20 protein-coding genes and 1 tRNA gene are annotated in these 23,075 nt (G+C 70.6%); 6 read left to right on the forward strand and 15 right to left on the reverse strand.

The window, feature by feature from the left end:
- Positions 1 to 61: 61 nt before the first annotated feature.
- Positions 62 to 1,231, reverse strand: coding sequence for a septal ring lytic transglycosylase RlpA family protein (locus ACYVO7_RS19035; RefSeq protein ID WP_460451388.1), 1,170 nt, complete (start codon positions 1,229 to 1,231; stop codon positions 62 to 64).
- Positions 1,232 to 1,509: 278 nt separating this feature from the next.
- The gene (locus ACYVO7_RS19040; protein ID WP_460451389.1) at positions 1,510 to 1,908 is read right to left on the reverse strand and encodes a hypothetical protein; all 399 of its coding nucleotides are present in this window, start codon (positions 1,906 to 1,908) and stop codon (positions 1,510 to 1,512) included.
- A gap of 157 nt (positions 1,909 to 2,065) precedes the next feature.
- On the opposite strand from ACYVO7_RS19040, the gene ACYVO7_RS19045 reads away from it, so the two are divergent.
- Positions 2,066 to 2,155 (forward strand) — tRNA-Ser (locus ACYVO7_RS19045).
- A 482-nt stretch (positions 2,156 to 2,637) separates the two neighbouring features.
- Here ACYVO7_RS19045 and ACYVO7_RS19050 read toward each other — a convergent pair.
- From ACYVO7_RS19050 to ACYVO7_RS19065, 4 genes are all read right to left on the reverse strand, one after another.
- Positions 2,638 to 6,627, reverse strand: a complete 3,990-nt coding sequence (locus ACYVO7_RS19050; protein ID WP_460451390.1) for a sialate O-acetylesterase — start codon at positions 6,625 to 6,627, stop codon at positions 2,638 to 2,640.
- A gap of 199 nt (positions 6,628 to 6,826) precedes the next feature.
- Positions 6,827 to 7,657, reverse strand: a complete 831-nt coding sequence (locus ACYVO7_RS19055) for a shikimate dehydrogenase family protein (RefSeq protein WP_460451391.1) — start codon at positions 7,655 to 7,657, stop codon at positions 6,827 to 6,829.
- A gap of 9 nt (positions 7,658 to 7,666) precedes the next feature.
- Entirely contained in the window at positions 7,667 to 8,116 is a 450-nt protein-coding gene (gene aroQ / locus ACYVO7_RS19060) for a type II 3-dehydroquinate dehydratase (RefSeq protein WP_460451392.1), read from the reverse strand.
- A 57-nt stretch (positions 8,117 to 8,173) separates the two neighbouring features.
- Complete coding sequence (locus ACYVO7_RS19065; protein WP_460451393.1) at positions 8,174 to 8,680, reverse strand: GNAT family N-acetyltransferase; 507 nt, start codon at positions 8,678 to 8,680, stop codon at positions 8,174 to 8,176.
- Between the two features lie 226 nt (positions 8,681 to 8,906).
- On the opposite strand from ACYVO7_RS19065, the gene ACYVO7_RS19070 reads away from it, so the two are divergent.
- Positions 8,907 to 9,791 carry a substrate-binding domain-containing protein gene (locus tag ACYVO7_RS19070; protein ID WP_460451394.1) on the forward strand — a complete coding sequence of 295 codons (885 nt, stop codon included), beginning with the start codon at positions 8,907 to 8,909 and terminating at the stop codon, positions 9,789 to 9,791.
- 6 nt (positions 9,792 to 9,797) lie between these two features.
- On the opposite strand, the gene ACYVO7_RS19075 is transcribed toward ACYVO7_RS19070, so the two are convergent.
- Positions 9,798 to 10,061, reverse strand: coding sequence for a DUF2934 domain-containing protein (locus tag ACYVO7_RS19075; protein WP_460451395.1), 264 nt, complete (start codon positions 10,059 to 10,061; stop codon positions 9,798 to 9,800).
- A gap of 325 nt (positions 10,062 to 10,386) precedes the next feature.
- On the opposite strand from ACYVO7_RS19075, the gene ACYVO7_RS19080 reads away from it, so the two are divergent.
- Positions 10,387 to 11,382: a hypothetical protein gene (locus tag ACYVO7_RS19080; protein ID WP_460451396.1), complete on the forward strand. Its 996-nt coding sequence runs from the start codon at positions 10,387 to 10,389 to the stop codon at positions 11,380 to 11,382.
- A gap of 25 nt (positions 11,383 to 11,407) precedes the next feature.
- Here the strand turns inward: ACYVO7_RS19080 and ACYVO7_RS19085 are convergent, their stop codons facing one another.
- Genes ACYVO7_RS19085 through ACYVO7_RS19100 form a run of 4 tightly spaced genes read right to left on the reverse strand, consistent with a single transcriptional unit; the run spans position 11,408 to position 14,375 of the window.
- Positions 11,408 to 12,139 carry an amino acid ABC transporter ATP-binding protein gene (locus ACYVO7_RS19085; RefSeq protein WP_460451444.1) on the reverse strand — a complete coding sequence of 244 codons (732 nt, stop codon included), beginning with the start codon at positions 12,137 to 12,139 and terminating at the stop codon, positions 11,408 to 11,410.
- A gap of 35 nt (positions 12,140 to 12,174) precedes the next feature.
- On the reverse strand, positions 12,175 to 12,834 hold the full coding sequence (locus ACYVO7_RS19090; RefSeq protein ID WP_460451397.1) for an amino acid ABC transporter permease: 660 nt from the start codon (positions 12,832 to 12,834) through the stop codon (positions 12,175 to 12,177).
- Entirely contained in the window at positions 12,831 to 13,496 is a 666-nt protein-coding gene (locus ACYVO7_RS19095) for an amino acid ABC transporter permease (RefSeq protein ID WP_460451398.1), read from the reverse strand. Before ACYVO7_RS19095 ends, ACYVO7_RS19090 begins: the two co-directional genes overlap by 4 nt.
- Positions 13,497 to 13,535: 39 nt before the next feature.
- Positions 13,536 to 14,375, reverse strand: a complete 840-nt coding sequence (locus ACYVO7_RS19100; protein WP_460451399.1) for a substrate-binding periplasmic protein — start codon at positions 14,373 to 14,375, stop codon at positions 13,536 to 13,538.
- Positions 14,376 to 14,527: 152 nt separating this feature from the next.
- On the opposite strand from ACYVO7_RS19100, the gene ACYVO7_RS19105 reads away from it, so the two are divergent.
- Positions 14,528 to 15,250, forward strand: a complete 723-nt coding sequence (locus ACYVO7_RS19105; protein WP_460451400.1) for a GntR family transcriptional regulator — start codon at positions 14,528 to 14,530, stop codon at positions 15,248 to 15,250.
- 12 nt (positions 15,251 to 15,262) lie between these two features.
- Here the strand turns inward: ACYVO7_RS19105 and ACYVO7_RS19110 are convergent, their stop codons facing one another.
- Genes ACYVO7_RS19110 through ACYVO7_RS19120 form a run of 3 tightly spaced genes read right to left on the reverse strand, consistent with a single transcriptional unit; the run spans position 15,263 to position 19,859 of the window.
- Entirely contained in the window at positions 15,263 to 16,423 is a 1,161-nt protein-coding gene (locus tag ACYVO7_RS19110; protein WP_460451401.1) for an efflux RND transporter periplasmic adaptor subunit, read from the reverse strand.
- Positions 16,424 to 16,440: 17 nt separating this feature from the next.
- The gene (locus tag ACYVO7_RS19115; RefSeq protein ID WP_460451402.1) at positions 16,441 to 19,596 is read right to left on the reverse strand and encodes an efflux RND transporter permease subunit; all 3,156 of its coding nucleotides are present in this window, start codon (positions 19,594 to 19,596) and stop codon (positions 16,441 to 16,443) included.
- On the reverse strand, positions 19,590 to 19,859 hold the full coding sequence (locus ACYVO7_RS19120) for a hypothetical protein (protein ID WP_460451403.1): 270 nt from the start codon (positions 19,857 to 19,859) through the stop codon (positions 19,590 to 19,592). Before ACYVO7_RS19120 ends, ACYVO7_RS19115 begins: the two co-directional genes overlap by 7 nt.
- 199 nt (positions 19,860 to 20,058) lie before the next feature.
- Between ACYVO7_RS19120 and ACYVO7_RS19125 the strand changes: the two genes are divergently transcribed.
- Positions 20,059 to 20,682, forward strand: a complete 624-nt coding sequence (locus ACYVO7_RS19125; RefSeq protein ID WP_460451404.1) for a TetR/AcrR family transcriptional regulator — start codon at positions 20,059 to 20,061, stop codon at positions 20,680 to 20,682.
- Here ACYVO7_RS19125 and ACYVO7_RS19130 read toward each other — a convergent pair.
- Positions 20,679 to 22,112 carry an amidase gene (locus ACYVO7_RS19130; RefSeq protein ID WP_460451405.1) on the reverse strand — a complete coding sequence of 478 codons (1,434 nt, stop codon included), beginning with the start codon at positions 22,110 to 22,112 and terminating at the stop codon, positions 20,679 to 20,681. The two genes, ACYVO7_RS19125 and ACYVO7_RS19130, sit on opposite strands and share 4 nt — an antisense overlap.
- Before the next feature lie 170 nt (positions 22,113 to 22,282).
- On the opposite strand from ACYVO7_RS19130, the gene modA reads away from it, so the two are divergent.
- The gene (gene modA / locus ACYVO7_RS19135; protein ID WP_460451406.1) at positions 22,283 to 23,071 is read left to right on the forward strand and encodes a molybdate ABC transporter substrate-binding protein; all 789 of its coding nucleotides are present in this window, start codon (positions 22,283 to 22,285) and stop codon (positions 23,069 to 23,071) included.
- Positions 23,072 to 23,075: the final 4 nt, after the last annotated feature.

Genomic DNA, 23,075 nt, shown 5'->3' on the forward strand with positions numbered 1-23,075 from the left:
GGCGAAATCAACGGCGGCTGACAGGTTTGTCCCGCCCAGTGGCGGATCGGCTCGGGTCAGGTCAGAACTGGGCGCCGGCGCGCAGCGGCGCGAAGTTCTGCTGGATGAGGCGGCCCATCGGGTCGTCCTTGCGGAAGGACGAGGCCATGGGCTCGGCCTGCGCATAGAACAGGCCGGCCGTCACCGCGCCGGCGGTCTGGGCCGTGCGGCGAACGGGAGCCGCCACGGGCCGGGCGGCGTTCGGGATCGTGCCGAGGTCGAAGGGGCGGTCGGGAGGCAGCGGCACGCCGGGCGCCGGGCGCCCAAGTGGCAAGGCCGCGACGACGGGCGAGGATGCGGCCGGCTGCGCCGTGCGGGGCGCGGCGATCGCGCGGGAGGGCTGGACCGGGGCGGCGGCCTCCTGGGCGGAGTCGTCCTCCGGCTCCTGAGCCGGCGCGGCGGGCGCCTGCCGGGCGGCGAGGATGGGCTGCGGCGCGTAGGCCGGCTCGGCGCTCGCCACCAGGGTGGCGGAGCCGCGCAGCTGCGCCGGCAGGCCGTCGTTGCGCAGCGTGGCGTAGAGCCGCTCGTCGTCGCTGCCCGACAGCGCCGCCCGCCCGACATAGTCCACCCGCACCCGGGCGGTGCCGATGTGCTTGAAGCGCAGCGACTCGGCGACGCGCTGGCTCACATCGATGAGACGGTTGCCGTGATAGGGCCCGCGATCATTGACGCGGGCGATCATCGAGTAGCCGTTGTCCATGTTGGTGACGCGGATATAGCTGGGCAGCGGCAGCGTCGGATGGGCGGCGGAGATCGAGTTGCGGTCGAACACCTCGCCATTGGCGGTGAGCCGGCCATGGAAGGCCGAGCCGTACCAGGAGGCTGTGCCGACGCTGGAATAGTTGGGGATCTCGCGCGGCGTATAGAGCCGCCCGGCCACCACATAGGGCTTGCCGACGAGTTCGCGGCCGCCGCCCTTGGGCACCGGCTGGCCGTCGGCCACCACGCGTGGGCTGGCGCTGACTCCGTATTTCGGATCGACGCCGCCGCCGCGGGCGACGCGCGTCGGAGAGGACGAGCAGTTGGCCGCCACGAGGCCGATCGCGATCGCGGCGCCGATGCGCGCGCCGCGCGACAGCGCCGACCCACGGGGGACCGACTGGAACGAAGCGGATGACGACAGGAGGACAGGGAGACGGGACGACGATTCGAACGCGACGGCTGGGTCGGTTGAAATCCGGTTCAGTCCCATCTGCTCACCTTTTTGCGACGCTTTCCGCCGTGTCTCACGGCAGGCCGGCTGCGAGCGCACCCGTCGCCCGCACCCGACATGTCTGCCGGGATCCCATGAACGTCCGGTTAATCCTGACGTCATCGGCAAGGCGACGGTTAACGCGACGCTGACGCTTCGCCACGATCCAGTCCGAAAGACGCCACCAATTCGGCGGCCGATCAAGGCGGAAATGTGTTGGTTGCGGCCGAAGCGCGCTCACCCGGCGGAAAGCCGGACGGCGTGTCGCGGCCGCCACATCACTCGCCGACGCGCGCGACCCCGCTGGTCCCGTCGTCGCGCACCCAGGCCAGCCGGTTGGGGCCGCTGCGGGCGATGGTGAAGCAGAAGACGCGCCCGTCGTACCAGGTGCGCCATTGCTGGCAGAGCTTCTCGCCCGCGACCCACCAGGTTCCGCTGTCGCTGGGCTTCATGAAGCGGCCGAGGCCCACCGCGTCGCCCGACCCGTCGACGCGCCCGTCGGGCCGGTAGTTGAGCGGGAACTCGCCTCCCAGCGGCGCCGCGAGGAAGATGCGCTTGCCCGACACGGCGCGCTGCAGATCCGGCCCGCTCAGCTTTTCGGCGGACGCGTCCGTGGTCCCCGCCGCGATCGCCGCCAGGCCTGCCGCCATGGCGGCCAGCCCCTTCGATGCCCGCATCTCGTCCTCCCGTGCAGCCGCGCGCTCCAGGACGCGCGACGGATGGTACGGACGCCGGAGCCTCCCGGTTTCAGCGCGCGCCCCGCCGTTCACGCCATCTTGCCTTCCCGGCCCGGACGCGGCATGGATGACCGCCCGCCGGCCAAGCCGGAACGCGGGAAGGGTGGCCGAGTGGTTTAAGGCAGCGGTCTTGAAAACCGCCGTGGGCGCAAGTTCACCGTGGGTTCGAATCCCACCCCTTCCGCCAGATCACACCGCAAATTCGAGGCAGTGCCTCAGGTAGTCAGTCGTGGTCCCAACGTTCCCCACAAATTTCCCCACCTCGGGATTTGGGTTGGCGGAGCCCGCAACCCCAGAGGAATGGCGCGAACTGGTGATGCGAGCCGTCCGTGCCGGGAGGGAAGACCTGTTGGCGGCTATTCGTGGACCGCGAAGGGATTGACTTCCGATAACCCGAATTTCCTCTCCAGGACGCTTTCGGAGCAGGCCCAATGCTGTGCGTCGCACGGGGTCGGGATGGGGCGGCGACCGCGCCAGGGCGGAGCGCCGGCGCTGGACGTCCGACAGACTGGCGTCGCGCTCCTCGCTGCGCGCGTCGAAGCCGGCCGCCCCGGGGGGCGACCTGCATGACCTTGGCGCGCGCGTCGCCTGCCCTTCGACGGTCGAACCGATCCGACCGCCGACAGGGTCAGGACGAGCTCGCCCGGGGCGGGCGCGCCGGGCGGGGCGTCAGGAGACGAAGCGGACGTCGTCGGCCGTGAAGCTCGACAGGGCGACGTTCTTGAGGGTGATCACGTCCGTGGCGGACCTGGCGATCGCCAGATCGGCGCCCACCTGCCTCGTCGCGGCCCAGACCGCGGTCCAGTCAGCGAAGGCGGCCGTGGAGAACTCCAGCATGTCGTCGCCGACCTGGTCGAAGTCCTTGATCACGTCCGCGCCGAAGCCCGCCTGGAACACGAAGACGTCGGCGCCGACGCCGCCCTCGAGGAGGTCGCGTCCCGCGCCGCCGACCAGGGTGTCGGCCCCGCTCGCGCCGATCAGGGTGTCGTCGCCGGCTTCGCCCGAGAGCCGGTTCGCGCCCATGTTTCCGGTCATCAGATTGGCCAGGGCGTTGCCGGTCCCGTCGGCGTTGGCGGCGAGGCCGAGCGTGAGGTTCTCGACATGGGCGGGCAGCGCGTAGGTGAACTGGGAGTAGATCTCGTCGATCCCCTCGCCGGCGTTCTCGATGACGACGTCCTGCAGGGAATCCACCAGGAAGAGGTCGTCGCCGGCCCCGCCTTCCATCGTGTCGTCGCCCTTGCCGCCATCGAGCATGTCGTCGCCGGCCCCGCCCAGGAGCCGATCGCCGTCGGCGCCGCCCCACAGATCGTCGTCGCCCTCCATTCCCGACAGGGTGTCCTCGCCGGTCTCGCCCTCCAGGGCGTCGTCGCCGCCCATGCCGGTCACGACGTCGTTCCCCGCGCCGCCGATGAGGACGTCGTCGAGCGCGCCGCCCTCGATGGAGTCGGCGCCGAGACCGCCGAAATAGAGGCTGCGCTGGCCGGCCTGCGTGGTCACCGCATCGCCGGCGTCGGTGCCGAGCTTGCGCTCGTCCAGCATCTCGGACGCGGGCTTGTCGAGCAGCATCGCCGCGGTCTCGATCGCGGCCCCGTACGCCATCCAGGCATAGCCCGCGCCGTTGAAGTGCAGCCCGTCGCGGTGGCCGAGATAGCCGGGCGTCGCCATGAAGGCGGCCTCGTCGGAGTGCTCCTTGACCCAGTCCTTCTTGGCCTGCTCCACCTCCAGGCCCGACTTGTAGTGCTTCTGGCCCGGTCCGGCGTAGAGGTTGTTGGGAGGGGTGCCCATGATGAGCGTCTGGAAGGCGCCGATGTCGGCCCCGAGCCGGGTCATCAGCGCATCCAGGCCCTGCTTGTATTCGGCGTAGGTGCGATCGAACGTGGTGTCCGCCTCGCCCTGGTTCCACAGGACGATCTCGGCCCGCCCCTTGGTCGTGGCCTTCAGCGCGCCCATCGCGTCGTCATAGAGGCCGCCCTTGGCGAAGCTGGACCAGTAATCCTTGCCGTTCTGCGGATCCAGCAAGGGCGTGCCGCCGACGGCGCCGCTGGTGTAGCCGATCGGGACATCGCCGAGGCGCTCCCGCAGGAAGGCGGTGAAGGCCGTCGACCCGGCGTGCGGCCCGCCGGAGTTGAGGAGATAGGTTCCGTCCTCCATGGCCCTGGCCGAAGGGCCGTAGACCCAGCCATACATGTTGGACTGGCCGATCGCCAACACCGAGACGCCCACGGCCAGCGGCTCGGTCTGCACGCTTCCGCCGGTGCGCACGGCGATCTCGTAGTGGTCGCCCTGGGGGACCTGGATCGATCCGCCGACCTCGCACGAGCCGACGGTTCTGCCGTTCGCGTCCGTGATGGTCGCGGTCGACAATCCCGGCCTGGCGCCGAGATAGCCGGCCTTGAGGGTGAAGGTCCCCGCATAGCCGGAGCCGTCGGCCAGCTTGTCGCGCTGGATGAACATGCCCCTGCCGCCCTGGAATCGCACGTCGTCCGGCGTGAAATTCGCCAGCCTGGCGTTCTGGAGCGTGATCACATCGCCCGTCGGGAGCGAGATCTGGACCGAGGTCCCGACCTGCCTCGCGTGGGACAGCAGGGTCTGCCAGTCGGCGACCTGCGATCGGTCGAACTGAAGCACGTCGTGCTGGTCGCCCGTCATGGCGAAATCCGTGACGACGTCGTTTCCGGACCGGTCCTTGAAGGCGAAGACGTCCGCGCCCAGCCCTCCGGTCAGCGTGTCCGCCCCGGCGCCTCCCTCGAGAGTGTCGTCCCCGGAGCCGCCCTTCAGCAGGTTGGCCCCGTTCGAGCCCACCAGCCTGTCGTCGGCGTTCGTGCCGGACACGTTCTCGACGCCGGCGATCCTCGATCCGTCCGCCTGCAGTTCGGCCCTGAGGTCGACCGACGCGGAGCGGAGCGCGACGTGCAGGTCCAGCATGTCGACCCCGGCGCCGCCGTCATAGCGGTCGCCCCCCATCTCGCCGACGAGCAGGTCGTTCCCGTCCCCGCCCAGGAGGACGTCGAGCCCCCCGCCCCCGTCGATCACGTCGTCGCCTGCGCCGCCGTCCAGCGTGTCCGAGCCCCGCCCTCCCGACAAGCGGTCATCGCCGCCGCGGCCGAACAGGACGTCGTCGCCGTCCATGCCGGCGAGGATGTTGACCTCGTCCGTGCCGCTCACCACGTCCGCGCGTCGCCCGCCCGAGACGTTCTCGACGCCCCGAAGCGTCAGCCCGCCGGCCTGCCGCACGACCGTGAGATCCAGGATCCAGGCGTCGCCCGACGCGTTCAGGTCGAGGGTGTCGACGCCGTCGCCGCCGTCGATCGTTTCGCGTCCATCCGCATTGAAGAAGCGATCGTCGCCGTCGCCGCCGCTCAGGCTGTCGGCGCCCGAGCCGCCGATGAGAGTGTCGTTCCCGGCCCCGCCGTCGAGCGTGTCGTCGCCCGAGCCGCCGTCCAGGGCGTCGGCCCCGGCGCCCCCGGACAGGACGTCCGAGCCCGCGCCGCCATAGAGGTCGTCGTCGCCCGCCATGCCGGCCAGCACGTCGTCGCCGGCGTCGCCGGAGAGCCCGTCGTTCCCGAGGCCGCCCAGGATCGTGTCGTCGCCGTCGCCGCCGATCAGGATGTCGTCGCCGTCGCCGCCCCGGAGCTGATCGGCGCCGCCCGCGCCGAACAAATAAGCCTCGGCGCCCGGCTGGGCCGACAGGACGTCGTCGCCGGCCGCGCCGGCCGTCCTCAGATCCGGAAGGCTCGACGCGGGCTGGCCCAGGATCAGGGCGGCGGCCTCCCGCGCGGCCCCGTAGGCGATCCAGGAATACACGACCTTGTCGTAGTGGACGTCGTCCTCCCGGGTCGGCATCAGCGCCGGCGTGTCCATGTAGGAGCTTTTCGCGCCGGCCGCCCTCTGCTCGGCGGCCCAGTCCTTCTTGGCCTGGTCGACGGCCGCCCATTCGGCGCGGTCGGCGCGGGAGATCCTGTTGTCGCCGATCCCCATCAGCACGGAGTCGAAGGGCCCGATGTCGGATTTCAGCCGGTCCATGAGAGCGCCAAGCCCGGCCTTGTACTCGGCGTAGCTCTTGTCGTTGCGGATATCGGTCTCGCCCTGGTTCCAGAGCACGACCTCGGCGCGGCCGCCCGAGGCCCGCTTGAGATCGTCGAGCGCGCTCTCGTAGAGGCCGCCCTTGGCGAAGCTGGTCCAATAGTCCTTGGGCGGCTGGCCGGAGGCCGGCGGGGAGGCAAGAAGCCCGGATCCTGCGACGGCCGACTGGACGAAGCCGATCGGAACGCCGCCGAGCAGGCTTTTGAGAGTGTCGGTGAAGACGGAGACCGCCAGCGACTTGCCCGTGGCGCCGAGTTCGTAGGTCCCGTCCTCCATGGGACGCGCGCTGCCTCCCCCGGACCAGAACTGCATGTTGGATTGGCCGATGGCCAACACCGACACGCCGACCGCCAGCGCTTCGGACCTGTCCACGCCGCCGGTCTTCACCGTGACGGTGTAGTGGTCCCCTTGCGGCACGACGATGCTTCCGCCCAGCGCGCAGGAGCCGACAAGCTTGCCCGCGCCGTCCGTGATCGTCGCGACGGACTCCGCGGCGGCGCCGAGATAACCGGCCTTGAGTTCGAAAGTACCCGTATAGGTTGTACTTTCAGCATCCTTCTGCCGCTGGATGAACATTTCTTCCCCCCGGTGCTCGTTTTTTATGCCGAGAGGATTTCACAAAGCCTGGAGGAGTCCACATCCAGCGGCTTATACTTTGATCTTAAACGATTTTCCGAGCATCGCAGCTCGCGGCCACTCCGGGTTGTAAAGAGTAGCATCATGGGCCAGCCGCCTCAGGCGCGCACGCGGCGAGACGGACGCGCCCTCGCCGGCGCTAGCCGAGCCGGGCGATCCGACGCAGCTCGTCGGCCGTCGTGGTGGGGAAGCCGAAGAACTCCAGATAGGCCGGGATCTGTTCAAACAGCATGTCGGTCCCGACCTGAACCGCGCAGCCCTTGGCCCTGGCGGCCTGCAGGAAGGGCGTGAACTCCTGCTTCAGCACGACTTCGCCCACGAAGGCGCCTGGCGCGATGCGGTCCACGTCCATGGGCAGCGGATCGCCGTCGTTCATGCCGATGGGCGTGGCGTTCACCACCACGTCGTAACCGGCGGGATCCCTCGACCCGACATGCAGGGCGAGCGTGGGATGATGCGCGCGCAGGCGCGCCGCCAGGGCTTCGGCCGAGGGCGCATGGACGTCGAAGACCCCGAGCGCGGCCACGCCCGCCCCCGCCAGCGAGGCCGCGATGGCCGAGCCGACGCCGCCGCTCCCGACCACGAGGGCGCGGGCGCCCGCGAGCTCGCGGCCCTTGCGCCGCACGCCGCGCACGAAGCCTTCGCCGTCGAACATGTCGGCGAGCAGCGTGCCGTCGGGCCGCAGCAGGACGGCGTTGCAGGATCCGGCGATCCTGGCCGTGGTCGACACCTCGTCCACGAGGTCCAGCGTGGCGACCTTGTGGGGCATCGTGATCAGCGCCCCGCGGATATTGGTGAGACGGAAGATGTGGGGCAGGAAGGCCGCATAGTCCTGCGCCTTCACCCCCATCGGGACCACGACGGCGTTGAGGCCGATGCTCTCGAAATAGGGATTGTAGATCAGCGGCGATTTGAAGGTCGTCGTCGGATAGCCGATATGGGCGATCAGGATCGTGGCGCCGTCAATCATGGCGACGCGTCACGCTGGCTCGTCGGCGGTGAGCCGGGCGATGCGCTGGAGCCCGAGCAGGTAGCCCTGCGTGCCCAGGCCGGCGATCACGCCGTCGGCGCGCAGCGACACATAGGAATGATGCCGGAAGGCCTCGCGCTTATGCACGTTGGAAATGTGCACTTCGATCACCGGCCCCTCGAAGGCGTTCAGGGCGTCCAGGATCGCCACCGAGGTGTGGGTGAAGGCGGCCGGGTTGATGACGATGCCGACCGCCGTCTCGCGCGCCTCGTGGATCCAGTCGATGATCTCGTATTCGCGGTTGCTCTGGCGGAAGGCGATGTCGAGCCGCAGCTCCGCGGCCAGGGCGCGGCACTCGGCTTCGACGTCGGCCAGGGTTTCATGCCCGTAAATGTGCGGCTGGCGCTTTCCGAGCAGGTTCAGGTTGGGACCGTTCAGGACGAAGACGAGGCGGCTCATGGCGTGTTCCGTGTGGCGAAGGCGATGGTGCGAGGCTGCCTCCGGGTCGCCCCGGACTTACGAGGACTGGAGCGCCCCGTCCAGATCCAGCGCCATGTATTGGGTCCCGGGCAGCGGATTGTCGTAATAGGCGGGCGTGGGCTGGAAACCCAGCGAGGCGTAGAGCGCCTGGGCGGAGCGCATGGGCGCCAGGGTGTCCAGCCGCATGCGGGCGAAGCCGGCGGCGCGCGCGGCCGCGATGACGGCCAGCGCCAGGCGCCTGCCGAGATCCTGGCCGCGAGCCTGGGGCCGAACATAGAGCCGCTTGATCTCGCAGGTCCCCTGCTCCCGCAACGGCCGCAGGCCGACGCAGCCCACGGGCTCGCCCTCGCCGGTGCGGGCGATCAGCAGCGCGCCGCGCGGCGGGGCGTAAGGGCCGGGCAGGCCGGCCAGCTCGGCTTCGACGCCCTGGAAGGCGAGATCCACGCCGAGGCTGGCGATGTATTCGCCGAACAGCGCGCGGACGGCGTCGATGTCCGCGTCGCTCGAGGCCGGGGCGATCAGGGTGGTGCTGCGGACTGACATGGCTACACGGTCCGGGGGGCGACGCGGTCTGCGGTCCAAGGTCGGCCCAGTGGGCGCCTGGACAGACTCGATCGCCCATTCTCCCCAGCGACGCCGGCCAGGCAACCCCTCGCGGGGCTGCGCGAGAGCGAACGGCGCGCATGATGCAACGCGGCTGGCGCCGTCGGCGTTGCCCGGGACGCAGACGAAGCCCGTCCGGCTTCGTCGCCCTTCGCGAGGATGCGCCATGCCGGCCAAGCGTTCCGCCCTGGTCCTGGGGATCGTCGCGCTGGGGGTCGCCGCCCTGAGTTCGGCGGGCGCGCCGGCCGCGCAGACTCCCTCCTTGAGGGTCTGCGCGGACCCCAACAACCTCCCCTTCTCGCATGCGGACGGTTCGGGCTTCGAGAACGCCATCGCGCGGATCGTCGCCGCCGACCTCGGGCGTCCCCTGGAGTACGCGTGGTGGGCGCAACGGCGCGGCTTCCTGCGCAACACGCTGATGGCGGGGGCCTGCGACGTGGTGATCGGCGTTCCGGCTCATCGCTTCGACATGGCGCTGCGGACGCGGCCCTATTACCGCTCGAGCTACGTCTTCGTGACGCGGGCGGACCGCAGGCTCGACCTCGCCTCGCTCGAAGATCCCCGGCTGAGGACCCTCAGGATCGGCGTCCACCTCATCGGCGACGGAGGCGCCAATCCGCCGCCCGCCCATGCCCTCGCGCAGCTTGGCGTGATCGGCAATGTGGTGGGCTATCCGATCTATGGCGACTACAGCCAGAACGCCCCGCCCCAGCGCCTGATCGAGGCGGTGGCGCGCGGCGACGTCGACGTGGCCATCGCGTGGGGGCCCCTGGCCGGCCCGGCGGCGCGGGGCTCGGGCGTTCCCCTTCGGGTGAGCGCCATTCCGGACGGAGCGCGGTTCGCGCCGCTGCGCTTCACCTTCGAGATCGCGATGGGGGTGCGGCGCAGCGATCTGGAGGCCCGGCGCGAGCTGCAGGGCGTCCTGGACCGGCGCGGCGACGAGATCAGGCGCGTCCTGGAGGAGGCGAGCGTGCCGCTGCTCCCCTTCAGCAAGCCCACGCTCGAGATCGTCGCGGCGCCGGCCAAGCCGGGGGACGAACCCGCGCCGTGACGGCGTTCAGCGCTTGGACTTGGCGGTGGCGGCCGCCTCGGCCGGCGTCGAGCCCGGCGCCTTGGCGCGTTTGCGGCCGCGGCCGGCGGCCTGCTCCGCCACGGCGGATTCCCGCTTCGCTTCGGACGCCGCGACCGCGTCGCCGCCCGGCGTGGTGAGTTCGCGCCGGGCCTGGTCCCAATGGTCCCGCTCGCGCCCGTGCGGGCGGCCCTCCTGGGTCCAAAGCTCGTAGGCTCGCTCGCGAATGCGGGCTTCGAGATCGTTTTCCATGATGTCCCCCACCCCGGTCTCGGGCCCCTGCCCTGGCGAGCCGATCGTCATCCGGGCGTGACAACCTTCAATCCCCCGGCCGGGTTCCGGCCCGAACGGGCCGGCGCGCGTTGCGTCCGGAAGCGCAAGCTCGCCGCCCGCTCCGGGACGCCGCAGGCCGTGAGCCCCGAAGGCGCGGCCGATGTGAACGCCTTCACACGCCTGAGGCTCGGCGGGCCTATGATCCTGGACGCGCGGCCACGCTCCAGCCGGTCGCTCCCCCTCCATCACTCCGCGCGACGGCGCGGCGGTGCGACATCGAGGACCCGACCGAGCGGAGGCCGACATGGTCACGACCCTCAAGGACGCTCTCGCCCACGCCGGCGTCCTGGATCATGTCGCGCTTCCGGCCGCGCTCGACCGTCTGCTGGCGAGGCTGATCATCGTCGGCCCGTTCGAGCCGCCGCGGGAGGGCGCATGGCGCGGCCGGGTGATCCTGCACGCCGACGCCGACGAACGTCCGCTCGCGGAGTTCGGCGAGGCGGTCTCCCTGCCGGGCGAGACGGATGCGGAGCTGGAGGCGGACGCGACGGGGTTTCGGCTGCGGCTCGCGGCTGCGGTCGGCCCTGCCCTGCTGATCACGGGCTCGGCCGACCGCCCGGCCGCCCTGCAGGCGGAGCCGGATGCGGAGACGCCGGCGCGGCGAGGGCCGGCGCCCGAGGAGCTGATCGCCGGCCTCGGCTTCGCCGTCGCGGGACACCCCGCCCGGCGTCCCCCTCCCCTCGCCGAGGATCTCGCCGTCCTTTCGCCGGCCGGGCGACTGGCGGGTCAGGCGCTCGGCGACGACGCCTATCGGGCGGCGCTCCTGGCGCTGGGGGTCGAGAGCCGGCCCGCGGCCCATGAGCCCCGGCTGAGCAGGCTCTGGACCAGGGACGACGGCGGCCCGTGGCTGTTCTGCGGGCTCCTGCTGGAGGCGCCCTGGCCGGTGCACGTCTCCGGAGGCCTGGAGATCGGCGCCCTGGCCCTGGAGATGGGCGCGGGCGGAGCCGCGGTGCGGTTCGACATCCTGCGCCGGGACGGGGCCGGCGCGCGGCTGCTCTTCGCCGCCTCGGCCCCCTTCGCGGTGGTGACGCGCGAGCGCATCAGCGGCCCCCGCCCGCATCGTCCGCCGAAGGGCGGAGGGGGCAGGTTCGGCGGCGACGGACATGGCGGCGGCCCGCCCTTCCGCTTCTTCGCCGCGAAGCTCGTGCTGCACGCGATCGCGACGCGAGGCGCGGCCGTCGCGCCGATCGAGGGAAGGATGACGCTCCCGGTGTCGCCGGACTTCACGCCGCGCGCGTGACGCCGCGCCGCGGGGGCGGAACGGATCAGCCGTCCCAGCCGAGATGGCTGAGGAAGTCGCGGGTGCGGTCCTTTTGCGGGGCGTCGAAGATCTGGGAGGGCGGGCCCTCCTCCAGCACTTCGCCCTTTTCGAACACGACCACCCAGTTGGCCACCCGGCGGGCGAAGCTCATCTCGTGGGTGACCACGATCATGGTCATGCCCTCGCGGGCGAGCTGGCGCATGACGTTGAGGACCTCGCCCACCGTCTCCGGATCGAGCGCCGAGGTGGGCTCGTCGAAGAGCATCACATGCGGCTCCATCGCGAGGGCGCGCGCGATGGCGACGCGCTGCTGCTGGCCGCCGGACAGGTTGCTGGGATAGTTCGCGGTCTTGTCGGCGAGGCCCACCTTGGCGAGCAGCGCCTCGGCGCGGCGGTTCGCCTCCTCGGCCTTCATCTTGCGCACGGTGACGAGGCCGGTCGCGACGTTCTCCAGCGCCGTCTTGTGCGGGAAGAGCTCGAAATTCTGGAACACCATGCCCATGCGCTGGCGGACCAGCCGCATCTCGCCGTCGCTCTTGGGCAGCGGCTTGCCCTCGAAAAGCACCTCTCCGCCGTCGATGGTCTCCAGCCCGTTCGAGCAGCGCAGCAGCGTCGACTTGCCCGAGCCGGACGGGCCGATGAGGCAGACCACCTCCCCCGGGTTGACGTGCAGGGACACCCCGGCCAGCGCCGTGAAGGTCCCGTAGCGCTTGCGCACGTCCCGGTAGGCGAGCATCGGGGCCTGGTCGGCGTTCTTGCGGGTGCTGGCGGTCATTCCCGCGCTCCGTATGTGCGGTGGATCCAGTCCACGAGCTTGGCCTGCGGATAGCCCATCAGCCAGTAGATCCCCGCCATGGCGGTCAGCATCTCCAGCACGCGGAAGCTCTGCGACCGGATCTGCATGGCGGTGTGGGCGAGTTCGCCGACGGCGATGACGGACACCAGCGACGTGTCCTTGAACAGCGACACCCAGGTGCTGGCGAGCACGGGCAGGACCCGGCGCCAGGCCTGCGGCAGCACGATCTCGCGGAAAACCTGGACCTTGCTCATGCCGAGCGCCAGCCCCGCCTCGCTCTGTCCCTTCCGGATGGAGTTGATGCCCGACCGGAAGGTCTCGGAATTGTAGGCCGAGACGTTGAGGCAGAGCGCGACGAGCCCGGTCACGAAGGGCGAGAGGCCGAGCCCGGTCAGCACGGGCATGACGTAGAACGCCCAGTAGACCAGGAGCAGCAGCGGCAGGTTGCGGAACAGCTCGACGAAGCCCGTGGCGAACAGGGCCAGCGGCCGGAAGCGCGAGCCGCGCATCAGCGCCAGCAGGATCCCGCCCGGCACGGAGATCGCCATCGTCAGCGCCGTCAGCAGGATGGTGACCAGCGCGCCTTCGAGAAGCAGCCAGCGGCTGGTCCAGACGATCGACCAATCGAGGTTCATGACCGACCCAGATGCGCGACGCGGCCGTAGAACCGGTCGATGAGGCGCGTCACCGGGAAGATCAGGACGAAATAGATGACCATCACGGTCGTGAAGATCTCGATGGGCCGGTAGCTCTGGCCCGCCACGGTCTCGGCCTGGCGCATCAGTTCGGGCACGGCGATCACGGCCGCGATGGCCGTGTCCTTGATGGTGACCGACACGATCGAGCCGAAGGCCGGCAGCATGCGCACGATGGCCTGCGGCAGCAGGATGACGCGCAGGATCTGCGGACCCGACATGCCCAGCGCCAGGGCGGCCTGGGTCTGGCCCTTGCGGATCGAAGTCAGGCCGGCGCGCACGATCTCCGCCACATAGGCGGCGACGTGGATCGTGATGCCGGTCAGGGCCGCCCAGAACGGCGCGAAGTTGTGCCCGGTCAGGATGGGAACGGCGAAATAGATCCAGACCAGCACCACGAAGACCGGAATGGCGCGCATCGAGTCGATGTAGAACACCAGCGGGATGCGCAGCCATGCGGGCCCGTAGAGCCGCCCCAGCCCGACCGCCAGCCCGAGCGCGAAGCTGCACGCCACGGCCGCGACCGAGAGCAGGATGGTCAGCAGGAGGCCGGACGCCAGGAAGCGCCAGCTGTCCAGAAGGGGTGAGAAGTCCAGATCCATGGCCGCCCAGCGTCGATCAGGGGTCCTGACCGTCCAGGGTCACATCTTCTCGATCATCGCGGTTTCCTCGGCCGTCAGATCCTTCTGCATCCGCGCCTCGACGCTCTTCAGCCAGGCGAGGAACTCCGGCTGGTTCTTGTCGATGGCCGACCCGATGTCGGTGCCCATCTCCTTGCTGTCCTGGCAGTTGTTGCCGTCCGGCAGGGCCTTGAGGCCCTTCACCTTCTTGTTGAGGGCCACCCAGGGAATGCGGTTGATCGGCGTCACGTCGGCGCGCTTGGCCATGATCTCCTCGACGGGCGCGGCCGTGCCGGCGGTCGAGACGCCGCGCAGCGTGGCGTTCGGGAAGCGGGTCTTGACCCAGTGCTCCTCGCCGCCGCCGGTGTAGTAGGCCACCACGACGCCTTCCTTGTTGAAGTCGTCGATGCTCTTGGCGTTGGCGACCTTGGGATTGTCGGCCCGGCCGAAGACGCACAGGCTCGTCGACGCGTAGGTGATGAAGTCGATCACCTTCAGCCGCTCGGGCGTGACCGAGAGCGGCGAGATCGTCATGTCGACCTGGTTGGAGGCGAGCACCGGAACCTTCGTCTCGTGCGAGACCGGCACGGGCTGCAGCTTCACGCCGAGAAGCTTGGCGTATTCCTTGGCGAGGGTCCATCCGGGGCCGGACCACTGCTCGCCGCCGCCGGTGGTGTTCTCCACCAGCCAGGGCGGATTCGCGAGCACGCCGACGCGCAGCACGCCGGATTTCTGGATGGCCTGAACGCGCGGGCTGCTGGTCGGGACCGCGTCCTGCGCCATCGCCGGGACGGCGAGCGGCGCGAGCGCCAGCCACGAGGCGGCCGCCAGCATCCTGGCGCGGTTCTTCAGTGACGGCATCGATCGTCCTCCCTTATTGCGGCGCGAATCTGCGGCTGCGCTCTCGACTTGACCTTGACGCTACGGCGTCGACAGGGTCGCGGCATACTTGTATGCTAGATGCACGCTGTCAAGAATGCCGCCGCGCCGGCGCCAGCATCGCGGGAGGTCCCTTGGAGAGGAACAAGGCTCTGCTCTACAGGCCCGGTTCAGGCCCGGCGGGCGCCGTGACGATCTATGAGACGGTCCGGTCGGACATCATCCGCATGCGCCTGCGCCCAGGCGAGCAGCTCTCCGAGAAGGAGCTCGGGCTGCGTTTCATGACCAGCCGCACCCCCGTCCGCGAGGCGATCGTCCGGCTCGTTGACGACGGACTCATCGAGGTGTGGCCGCAGCGCGGGACCTTCGTGACCCGCATCTCGCTCAGGGCGGTCAAGCGGGCCCGCTTCGTGCGCAGCGCGCTGGAGCTGGCGATCATCCGCGAGGCGGCGACGCAGGGCGTGTCCCAGGACACGGTCGCCGTCCTTGAGCGCGCCATCGCCGAGCAGGAGGCCTCCGAGGGCGATCCCGGACGGTTCACCGACGCGGACGACGCCTTCCACCGGACCTTCGCCAATACGCTCGGCTATGGCGACCTCTGGTCCATCGTCGAGACGCAGAAGGCCCAGTTCGACCGCATCCGCTTCCTGAGCCTGCCGAACGTGACGCCGCTCGATCTGCTCATCGCCCAGCACAGGGCCATCCTGGAGGCCGTGAAGGCGCGGGACCCGGACGAGGCCGAGGCCACCCTGCGCCAGCACCTGTCGATCGTGCTGGACACCGCCCAGGGGCTGCTGCGGACCGATCCGGACCTGATCATCGACGACCTTGGCCCCGACGACCCAGGCCTGCGCTGAAGGCGATCCGCCTCACATCGCCGAGGCGGCCTTGACGGGCGCGGGCATCGGCTGGACGGGCGAGCCAGGGCCGATCTTCTGCAGGTTGCCGACGATGACGCGGTCCCCGGCCGACACGCCCTTGAGGAGCGAGACGTTCTCGCCGTCGACCTGGCCGAGCGCCACGAGCCGCTGCTCGGCCTTGTTCCCCTCCCCGACCACATAGACGAACTTGCCGAGCTGGCTCGACCCCACGGCGACCTGCGGGGCGAGGAGCGCGTCGGGCTGCTCGCCCACCCGCAGACGGATCCGCACATATTGGCCGGGCAGCAGCATCCGGTCCTCGTTCTGGATCGTGGCGCGGGCCGTGATGGTCCCGGTCGCCCGGTCCACGACATTGTCGAGGAAGGTGAGCTTGCCCTTGTGGGCGGCGGTCTCGCGGCCGGGCGTCACCACGTCGGCTTCGACGGCGCCGGAGGCCTGCGCCTTCTGGAGCGCGGCCAGGTCGGTTTCGCTGGGGTTGAAGGTGACATAGATCGGATCGAGCTGGACCAGCGTGTTCAGCGGGGCGCCGCCGGCGCTGACGAGGGCGCCGGTGGGCGCCTGGTCGCGGCCGAGCCGCCCGGCGAAGGGCGCCCGGATCGACGTGCGCTCCAGGTTCAGCTCGGCCGTGCGGATGGCGGCGCGGCCGATGGCCAGCACGGCCTCGCCCTGCCGGACCGAGCTGGTGCGCTGGTCGAAGCTGTCCTTGGCGAGGAAGCCGCGCTTGGCCAGCTCCTCGCCGCGGTCGAGATTCGATTTGGAATAGTCCAGCCCGGCGACGTCGCGCTGGAGTTGCGCCTTGGCCTGCTCGAGGGCCGCCTCGTAGTCGCGCGGGTCGATCCGGTACAGCAGATCGCCGGCCTTCACGTCGGCGCCGTCCGGGGCGAGCTGCTCGAGCACGTATCCCGAGACCTTCGCCTGCAGGGCGACGGTCCGAATGGCCTCGGTCCGGGCCGGATAGTCCAGGTGGACCGGGAGCGTCTTTCTCGTCACCTCCGCGACCGGAACCGGCATGGCGAAGGCGCCCGGCGCGGCGGCGGCGGCGCCGGGACGCTCGGCCGCCGGCATGAGCCGCTGGCGGAGCGAGGGCGTGAGCGCCGCCACGGCTGCGGCGGCCACGCCGACGCCGAGGATCAGTTTGACGATGCGCATGGGGGGATCTCCGGACTTTATTCGGCCGCTTCGGCGTGGGGAGCCGCAGCGGGATGGGGGGCGGCCGGCTCGGCGGCGCCCCGTTCGCGGGCGCGCTCGATGACGGCGTAGAACACCGGCGTGAAGACCAGGGTGAGGATCGTGGCCGCCACCATGCCGCCGAACACCGTGGTGCCGATCGACTGGCGGCTGGCCGCCCCGGCGCCGGTGGCGAGCATCAGCGGAACCACGCCCAGGATGAACGCGAAGGCGGTCATCAGGATGGGCCGCAGCCGCAGGCGCGCGGCCTCCATGGCGGCCTCGACGATGTCGAGGCCCTCCTCGCGGCGGCGCTTGGCGAACTCGACGATCAGGATCGCGTTCTTGGCCGCCAGCCCGATCAGCATGACGAAGCCGATCTGCGAGTAGACGTCGATCTGCAGGCCGCGCACCCACAGAGCGCCGACCGCGCCGAACAGCGCGAGCGGCACGGCCAGGAGCACCATGAACGGCATCGACCAGCTCTCGTACTGGGCCGCCAGGATCAGGAACACGAAGACGATCGCGAGCCCGAACACGAGGGTGGCGACGGAGCCGGCCTTGAGCTCCTGGAAGGTGATGCCCGTCCACTCATAGCCGAAGTCGCGTGGCAGGGCCGTCGCCGCGGCCCGCTGCATGGCGGCGACGGCCTGGCCGGAGCTGAAGCCGGGCGCGGCGCCGCCATTGATCAAAGCCGAGGGGTTGTTGTTGTAGTGGGGCACGGTCTCGGGCCCGACCACCGGCTTCAGCGATCCGAGCGTGCTGAGCGGCACCATGCCGCCCGAACCGTTGCGGACATAGAGGCGCGAGATGTCCGCGGCCGAGCCGCGGGCGCCCTGGTCGGCCTGCAGGGTGACCCGGAAGGTCCGACCGAACATGTTGAAATCGTTCACATACAGCGATCCGAGATAGATCTGCAGCGTGTTGAAGATGTCGGGCAGGCTGAGCCCCATCATCTTCGCCTTGTTGCGGTCGAGGTCGTAGTTGAACTGCGGCGTCGAGGTGCTGAAGCTGGTGAAGATCTGCTGCGGGTTGAGCTCGGGCTGCTTGCGCGCCTCGGCGATGAGGGCCTGCGTGGCCTCGTTCAGGGCCACGCTGCCGCGCCCCGTGAGGTCCTGGACCTGAAACTCGAAGCCGCCCGTCGAGCCCAGGCCAGGGATGGACGGCGGGTCGAAGCTCAGCGCGAAGGCGTCGGGGATCTGGAGGAGCTTCGGTCGGACCGATGCGACGATCTTCGAGGCGTTCTGGTCCGGGCCGCGCTCGTCCCAGGGCTTCAGGATGGCGAACTCCACGGCCGAGTTGGACTGCGCCGCGCCGGTGAGGAAGTTGAGGCCGCTGATCGAGCCGACGATGTCGACGCCGGGCGTCTTCTGCAGCTCCTCGCGGACCTTGCGGGCGACCGCGTCGGTGCGCTCCAGGGAGGCGCCGTCGGGCAGCTGCACGACGACGAAGAAATAGCCCTGGTCCTCGACCGGCAGGAAGGTCGACGGGATGCGCGACCACACGGCGTAGGTGGCGCCGAGGCCGGCGACGAACAGCGTCAGCATGGCCCAGCGCCAGCGCACCAGCGCGCGGACGCCGTTGGCGTAGGCGTGCGACATGCGGTCGAAGCCGGCGTTGAACCAGCGGAAGGGCGCGAAGCCCGTCGGCGGGCGATGGCGCAGGAAGGCGGCGCTGAGCGCCGGGCTCAGGGTCAGCGAATTGAAGGCCGAGATGCCCACCGAGATCGCCACCGTCAGGGCGAACTGGTTGTAGAGCCGGCCGGCGACGCCCGGGATGAAGGCGACCGGGATGAACACGGCCATGAGCACCGCCGTGGTGGCGACGATCGGGCCGGTGACCTCGCTCATCGCCTTGCGGGTGGCGGCGAGCGGCTTCAGCCCGGCCTCGAGCTGGCGCTCGACGTTCTCCACCACCACGATGGCGTCGTCGACGACGAGGCCGATGGCCAGCACCATGCCGAGCAGGCTCAGCATGTTGAGGGAGAAGCCCAGCAGCTTCATCACCACGAGGGTGGCGATCAGCGACACCGGGATGGCGATGGTCGGGATGATGGTTGTGCGCCAGTTCTGCAGGAAGACGAACACGACCGCGACCACCAGCACGAGCGCCTCGGCCAAGGTCACCAGCACGTCGTGCATCGAGGCGGAGACGAACCGCGTCGTGTCGTAGTGCATGGCGTAGGCGACGCCCTTGGGGAACCGGCCCGACAGCTCCTCCATCTTGTCCTTGACCCGCTGCTGAAGGTCGAGGGCGTTGGAGCCGGGCATCTGGTAGACGGCGAGCACCACCGTGGGGTCGTCGCCGAAGAAGGCGCTGGAGGCGTATTGCAGCGCGCCGAGCTCGATCCGGGCGACGTCGCGCAGGCGCACGGCGGCGCCGCTGGCGGGGTCCGACCGCACCACGATCTCGCCGAACTGCGCCGGGTCGGCGAGACGGCCGACGGCGTTGACCTGCATCTCGAAGGCGGTGCCGGCCGGCGCGGGCGACTGCCCGATCTTGCCGGCCGCGACCTGCACGTTCTGCTCGGCGATGGCGGCCTGGACGTCGGTCGCCGCGATGCCGAGATTGGCCAGCTTGTCCGGGTCCAGCCACACGCGCATGGAGTAGCGCCGTTCGCCGAAGATCTGGACGTCGCCGACGCCCGGCAGGCGCTTCAGCGGATCGACGATCTGCAGATAGGCGTAGTTGCTGAGCGCCACCGGGTCGACCGACTTGTCGGGCGAGGTCAGGTTGACGATCAGGACGAAGTTCGGGTTCTGCTTCTTGATGGTCACGCCCGACTGGTTGACGATCGCCGGCAAGGACGGGGCGGCCTGCGACACCCGGTTCTGCACGTCCACGGCGGCGGTGCTCAGCGGGTAGCCCACGTCGAAGGTGATCGTGATCGTGGCGCTGCCGTCGTTGGAGCTCGACGAGGACATGTAGGTCATGCCCTCGACGCCGTTGATCTGCTGCTCGAGCGGGGTCGTGACCGTATCGGCCACGACCTGCGCGCCCGCGCCGGGATAGCGCGCGCTCACCACCACCTGCGGCGGCGTGATGTCGGGGAATTGCGCGACCGGCAAGGTCAGGTAGCAGATGGCGCCGGCCATCACCATGACCACCGCGATGGCGGAGGCGAAGATAGGCCTGCTGATGAAGAAGTTCACCATGGCCGGTCGGCCTTGGCCGGGGCCGCCCGGCGCAGGGCGTCGGCCGCATCGGCGCGCGCCGCCTTGAACTGGATGCAATCCTGGGCGACAGCGCGAAGGCCGCGCCAGGCGGCCTCGTTCCGCCCCGGAGGGGTGCGGCGCGGGGCGACGGCGCGTAGGTCGCGGGCCAGGGCCTGGGCGTCGACGCCGTCCGCCCGCATCAGGGAGCGAACCAGGGGATCGCTCAGGAGTTCGTCGAGAGTGAGATCGGGGGGCATCATCATCGGGCTTCTCCGGCGGCTGTCCATCCCCTGGACCGGGCGACGCCGCGGCGGCGTCCAGCCCCCGCGGGGGCGGGGCCGGACGTCGCTTGACGCTGCGCGGGAGGGGTGTTACCGGTAAGTAACGTTGGCGGGAAGTTACAGACCAGTAACATGCTCGTCAACCCCTCCTCGGAAGAGTTTTTGCCACAAGGATCACGTCATGGGCATGACCTGCCCGGTCAAAGGACGGCCGAGGGATCGCATTCTCGACACGGCGCGCGATCTTTTTCGGAAATTCGGCGTCAAGGGGATCGGCGTGGACGCCATCGCGGAGGCGGCCGGCACCAACAAGATGACGCTCTACCGCCATTTCGGCTCGAAGGACGAACTCATCGCCGAGTGCCTTCGCGACCAGGCCAACATGGCGGCCCAGAAATGGGCGGAGCTGGAGGCGGCCTTCCCCGAGGATCCGCTGCGCCGCCTGCGCGAGTGGGTCCAGCTCGGCGCCGCCTGCGCGGCGGTCGACTCGCGCGGCTGCGACCTGGCCAACGCGGCCATCGAACTGCCGGACGAGGACCATCCGGCGCGGCGGGTGATTGAGGATTTCAAGCGGTCCCAGCGCGACCGGCTGGCCTCGCTGTGCCGCGAGGTCGGGGCGGCCGATCCGGAGATGCTGGCCGACACGCTCTCCCTCCTGGTCGAGGGCGCGCGCGTCAGCCGCCAGAGCGTCGGCCCCGCGGGCCCGTGCTCGCGCTTCGCCCAGGTGGCCGAAGCCGCGATCGAGAACGCCGTCGCGGCGGGACGCCGCGGCGACGCGCCCGTCGAGGGCCGCCTGGCCGGCTAAGCCCGGGTCCCCGCCCCGCCCGGCGGGCGCGGGAAGATCGGCCGATGGCCGAGCCCGAGCGCCTGCTCCAGCGCCCGGCCGCCCGCGAGCGCGTCGGCGTCGCGCCGGGGCCGCGCCACGATCTGCAACCCCACCGGCCGGCCGTCGGCCGTGAACCCGCACGGAAGCGAGAGCGCCGGCGCGGTCGTCAGCGTGATGGCGTAGGCGATCGCCAGCCACTCGACATAATTGTCGAAGCGATGGCCCGCGCATTCCGTCACATAGCGCTGCTCCACCGGGAAGGCCGCCACGATGGTGGAGGGGCAGAGCAGCAGGTCGTAGGCGTCGAAAAAGGCGTTGGTCCGCCGCAGCATGTCGGCGCGCCGCCGCTCGGCCCTTGCGACGTCCGCCATGGTGCAGGCCAGGCCCTGCTCGATGTTCCAGGCGAGCTCCGGCTTCAGCTTGTCGCGATGACGCTCCAGCTTCTCGGCGTGCGCCACGGCGAAGCTCATGGCCCTGAGCACGTGGAAGGCGTCATGCGCCTCGGAGAGATCGGGGTGGGCCTCCTCGACGACGGCGCCCAGATCGGCGAAGCGCAGCGCGGCCTTGCGGCAGATCGCTGCGACCTCGGGGTCGACGGGCGTGATCCCGAGATCGGCCGAGAAGGCGACCCGCTTCGGCCGCCATCCCGAGCGCGCGGCGGCCAGGAAGCTTTCGGTGCGCGGCAGCGAGATCGGATCCGCCGGGCTCTCGCCCGTCATGGCGTCCAGCAGCAGCGCCGCGTCCTCGACCGTGCGGGCCATGGGGCCTTGCACCCCGAGCAGGCGGTCGATCTTGAACCCCGGATTGCTCGCCACCCGGCCCGGGCTCGGCCGGAAGCCGACCACCCCGCAGAAGCTCGCCGGGTTGCGCAGGCTGCCGCCCATGTCGGAGCCATGCGCGGCCCACGCCATGCCGGTCGCGAGCGCGACGGCGGCGCCGCCCGACGATCCCGCGGCCGACAGGTCCGTATTCCAGGGGTTGCGCGTCGCGCCGAATACCTCGTTGAAGGTGTTGCCGCCGGCCCCGAATTCCGGCGTGTTCGACTTGGCGTAGACCACGCCTCCGTTCGCCTCCAGCCTGTCGACCAGGATGTCGTTCGCGGAGGGGACGAAATCTGCGTAGATGGGCGAGCCGAAGGTGGTGCGCACGCCGGCGACCTCGGTGAGGTCCTTGATCGGGACCGGCAGGCCCGCCAGGAGGCCCCGCTCGCCGGGCGGCCGGTCCTGCAGCCGGCGGGCATGGTCCCGGGCGCGGTCGAGGCACAGGGTCGGAAGCGCGTTCACCGCCGGGTCCGCCTCGGCTATCCGCGCCGCCAGCGCGTCGACGCAGTCCAGGGGCGAGACTTCACCGGCCCTCAGCAGGCCCACGACGTCGTTGGCGGTCAGGTCGATCAATGTTGCGTCCGGCATCCGTCGCGTCCCGTTCTCTGAGGCGGCGGTCCGCCTGCGTCGGGCACTTTCGCCGGGCCGGCGGGCCCGCACAAGCGCGGCGCGGCTCCGTCCGGCCTTGGCGATGGCGTCCGGGCGCAGGGGGCTCTATACGAGACTTCGTACACGCGACGCGACGCCGAAGGCGGCCGATGAAGATGATCGCAGCGGCGGCGGCCGCGCTTCTCCTGAGGGTCCTGCCCTGCGCGCTCGCCTTCGCGGGGTGGCGAGCCGCTGGCCCTGCCCCGGCCTTTGCGGCGCAGACGCGCATCGCCGTGGCGGCGAATTTCACCGACGCGGCCCAGGAGATCGCGGCCGCCTTCGCCAAGGCGACGGGCCATGAGGCCATCCTGAGCTACGGCTCCTCCGCGCAGCTCCTCGCCCAGATCGCGCAGGGCGCGCCGTTCGAGGCCTTCCTGTCGGCCGACGAGGAGCGGCCCGCCCGGGCGATCGCGGACCGCCTCGCCCTGGCCGACAGCCGGTTCACCTACGCGGTCGGCAGGCTTGTGCTCTGGAGCCGCGATCCCGGCGCGGTGACCGGAGAGGCCACGCTCCGGGCCGGCGCCTTCGCCCGGATCGCCATCGCCAACCCGGCCGCCGCCCCCTACGGGGCGGCCGCCGTCGAGACCTTGAAGGCGCTGGGCGTCTACGAGGCGATCCAGTCCAAGGTCGTGCAGGGCGCCAGCATCGCCCAGGCCTTCCAATTCGTCGACACCGGCAACGCCGAGCTGGGCTTCGTGGCGCTGTCGCAGGTGGCGGCCAGCCCGAAGGGCTCGCGCTGGCTCGTGCCGCAGGCGCTCCACCGGCCGATCCGGCAGGACGCGGTGCTGCTCGCCAGCGGCGAGGGCAGCGAGGCCGCCCGCGCCTTCCTGGCCTATCTGAAGGGGCCGCAGGCCCGCGCCGCGATCGAGAGATACGGCTACGAGACCGCGAAGGACTGACGCC

This window comes from Alsobacter sp. SYSU BS001988, from assembly GCF_054796215.1.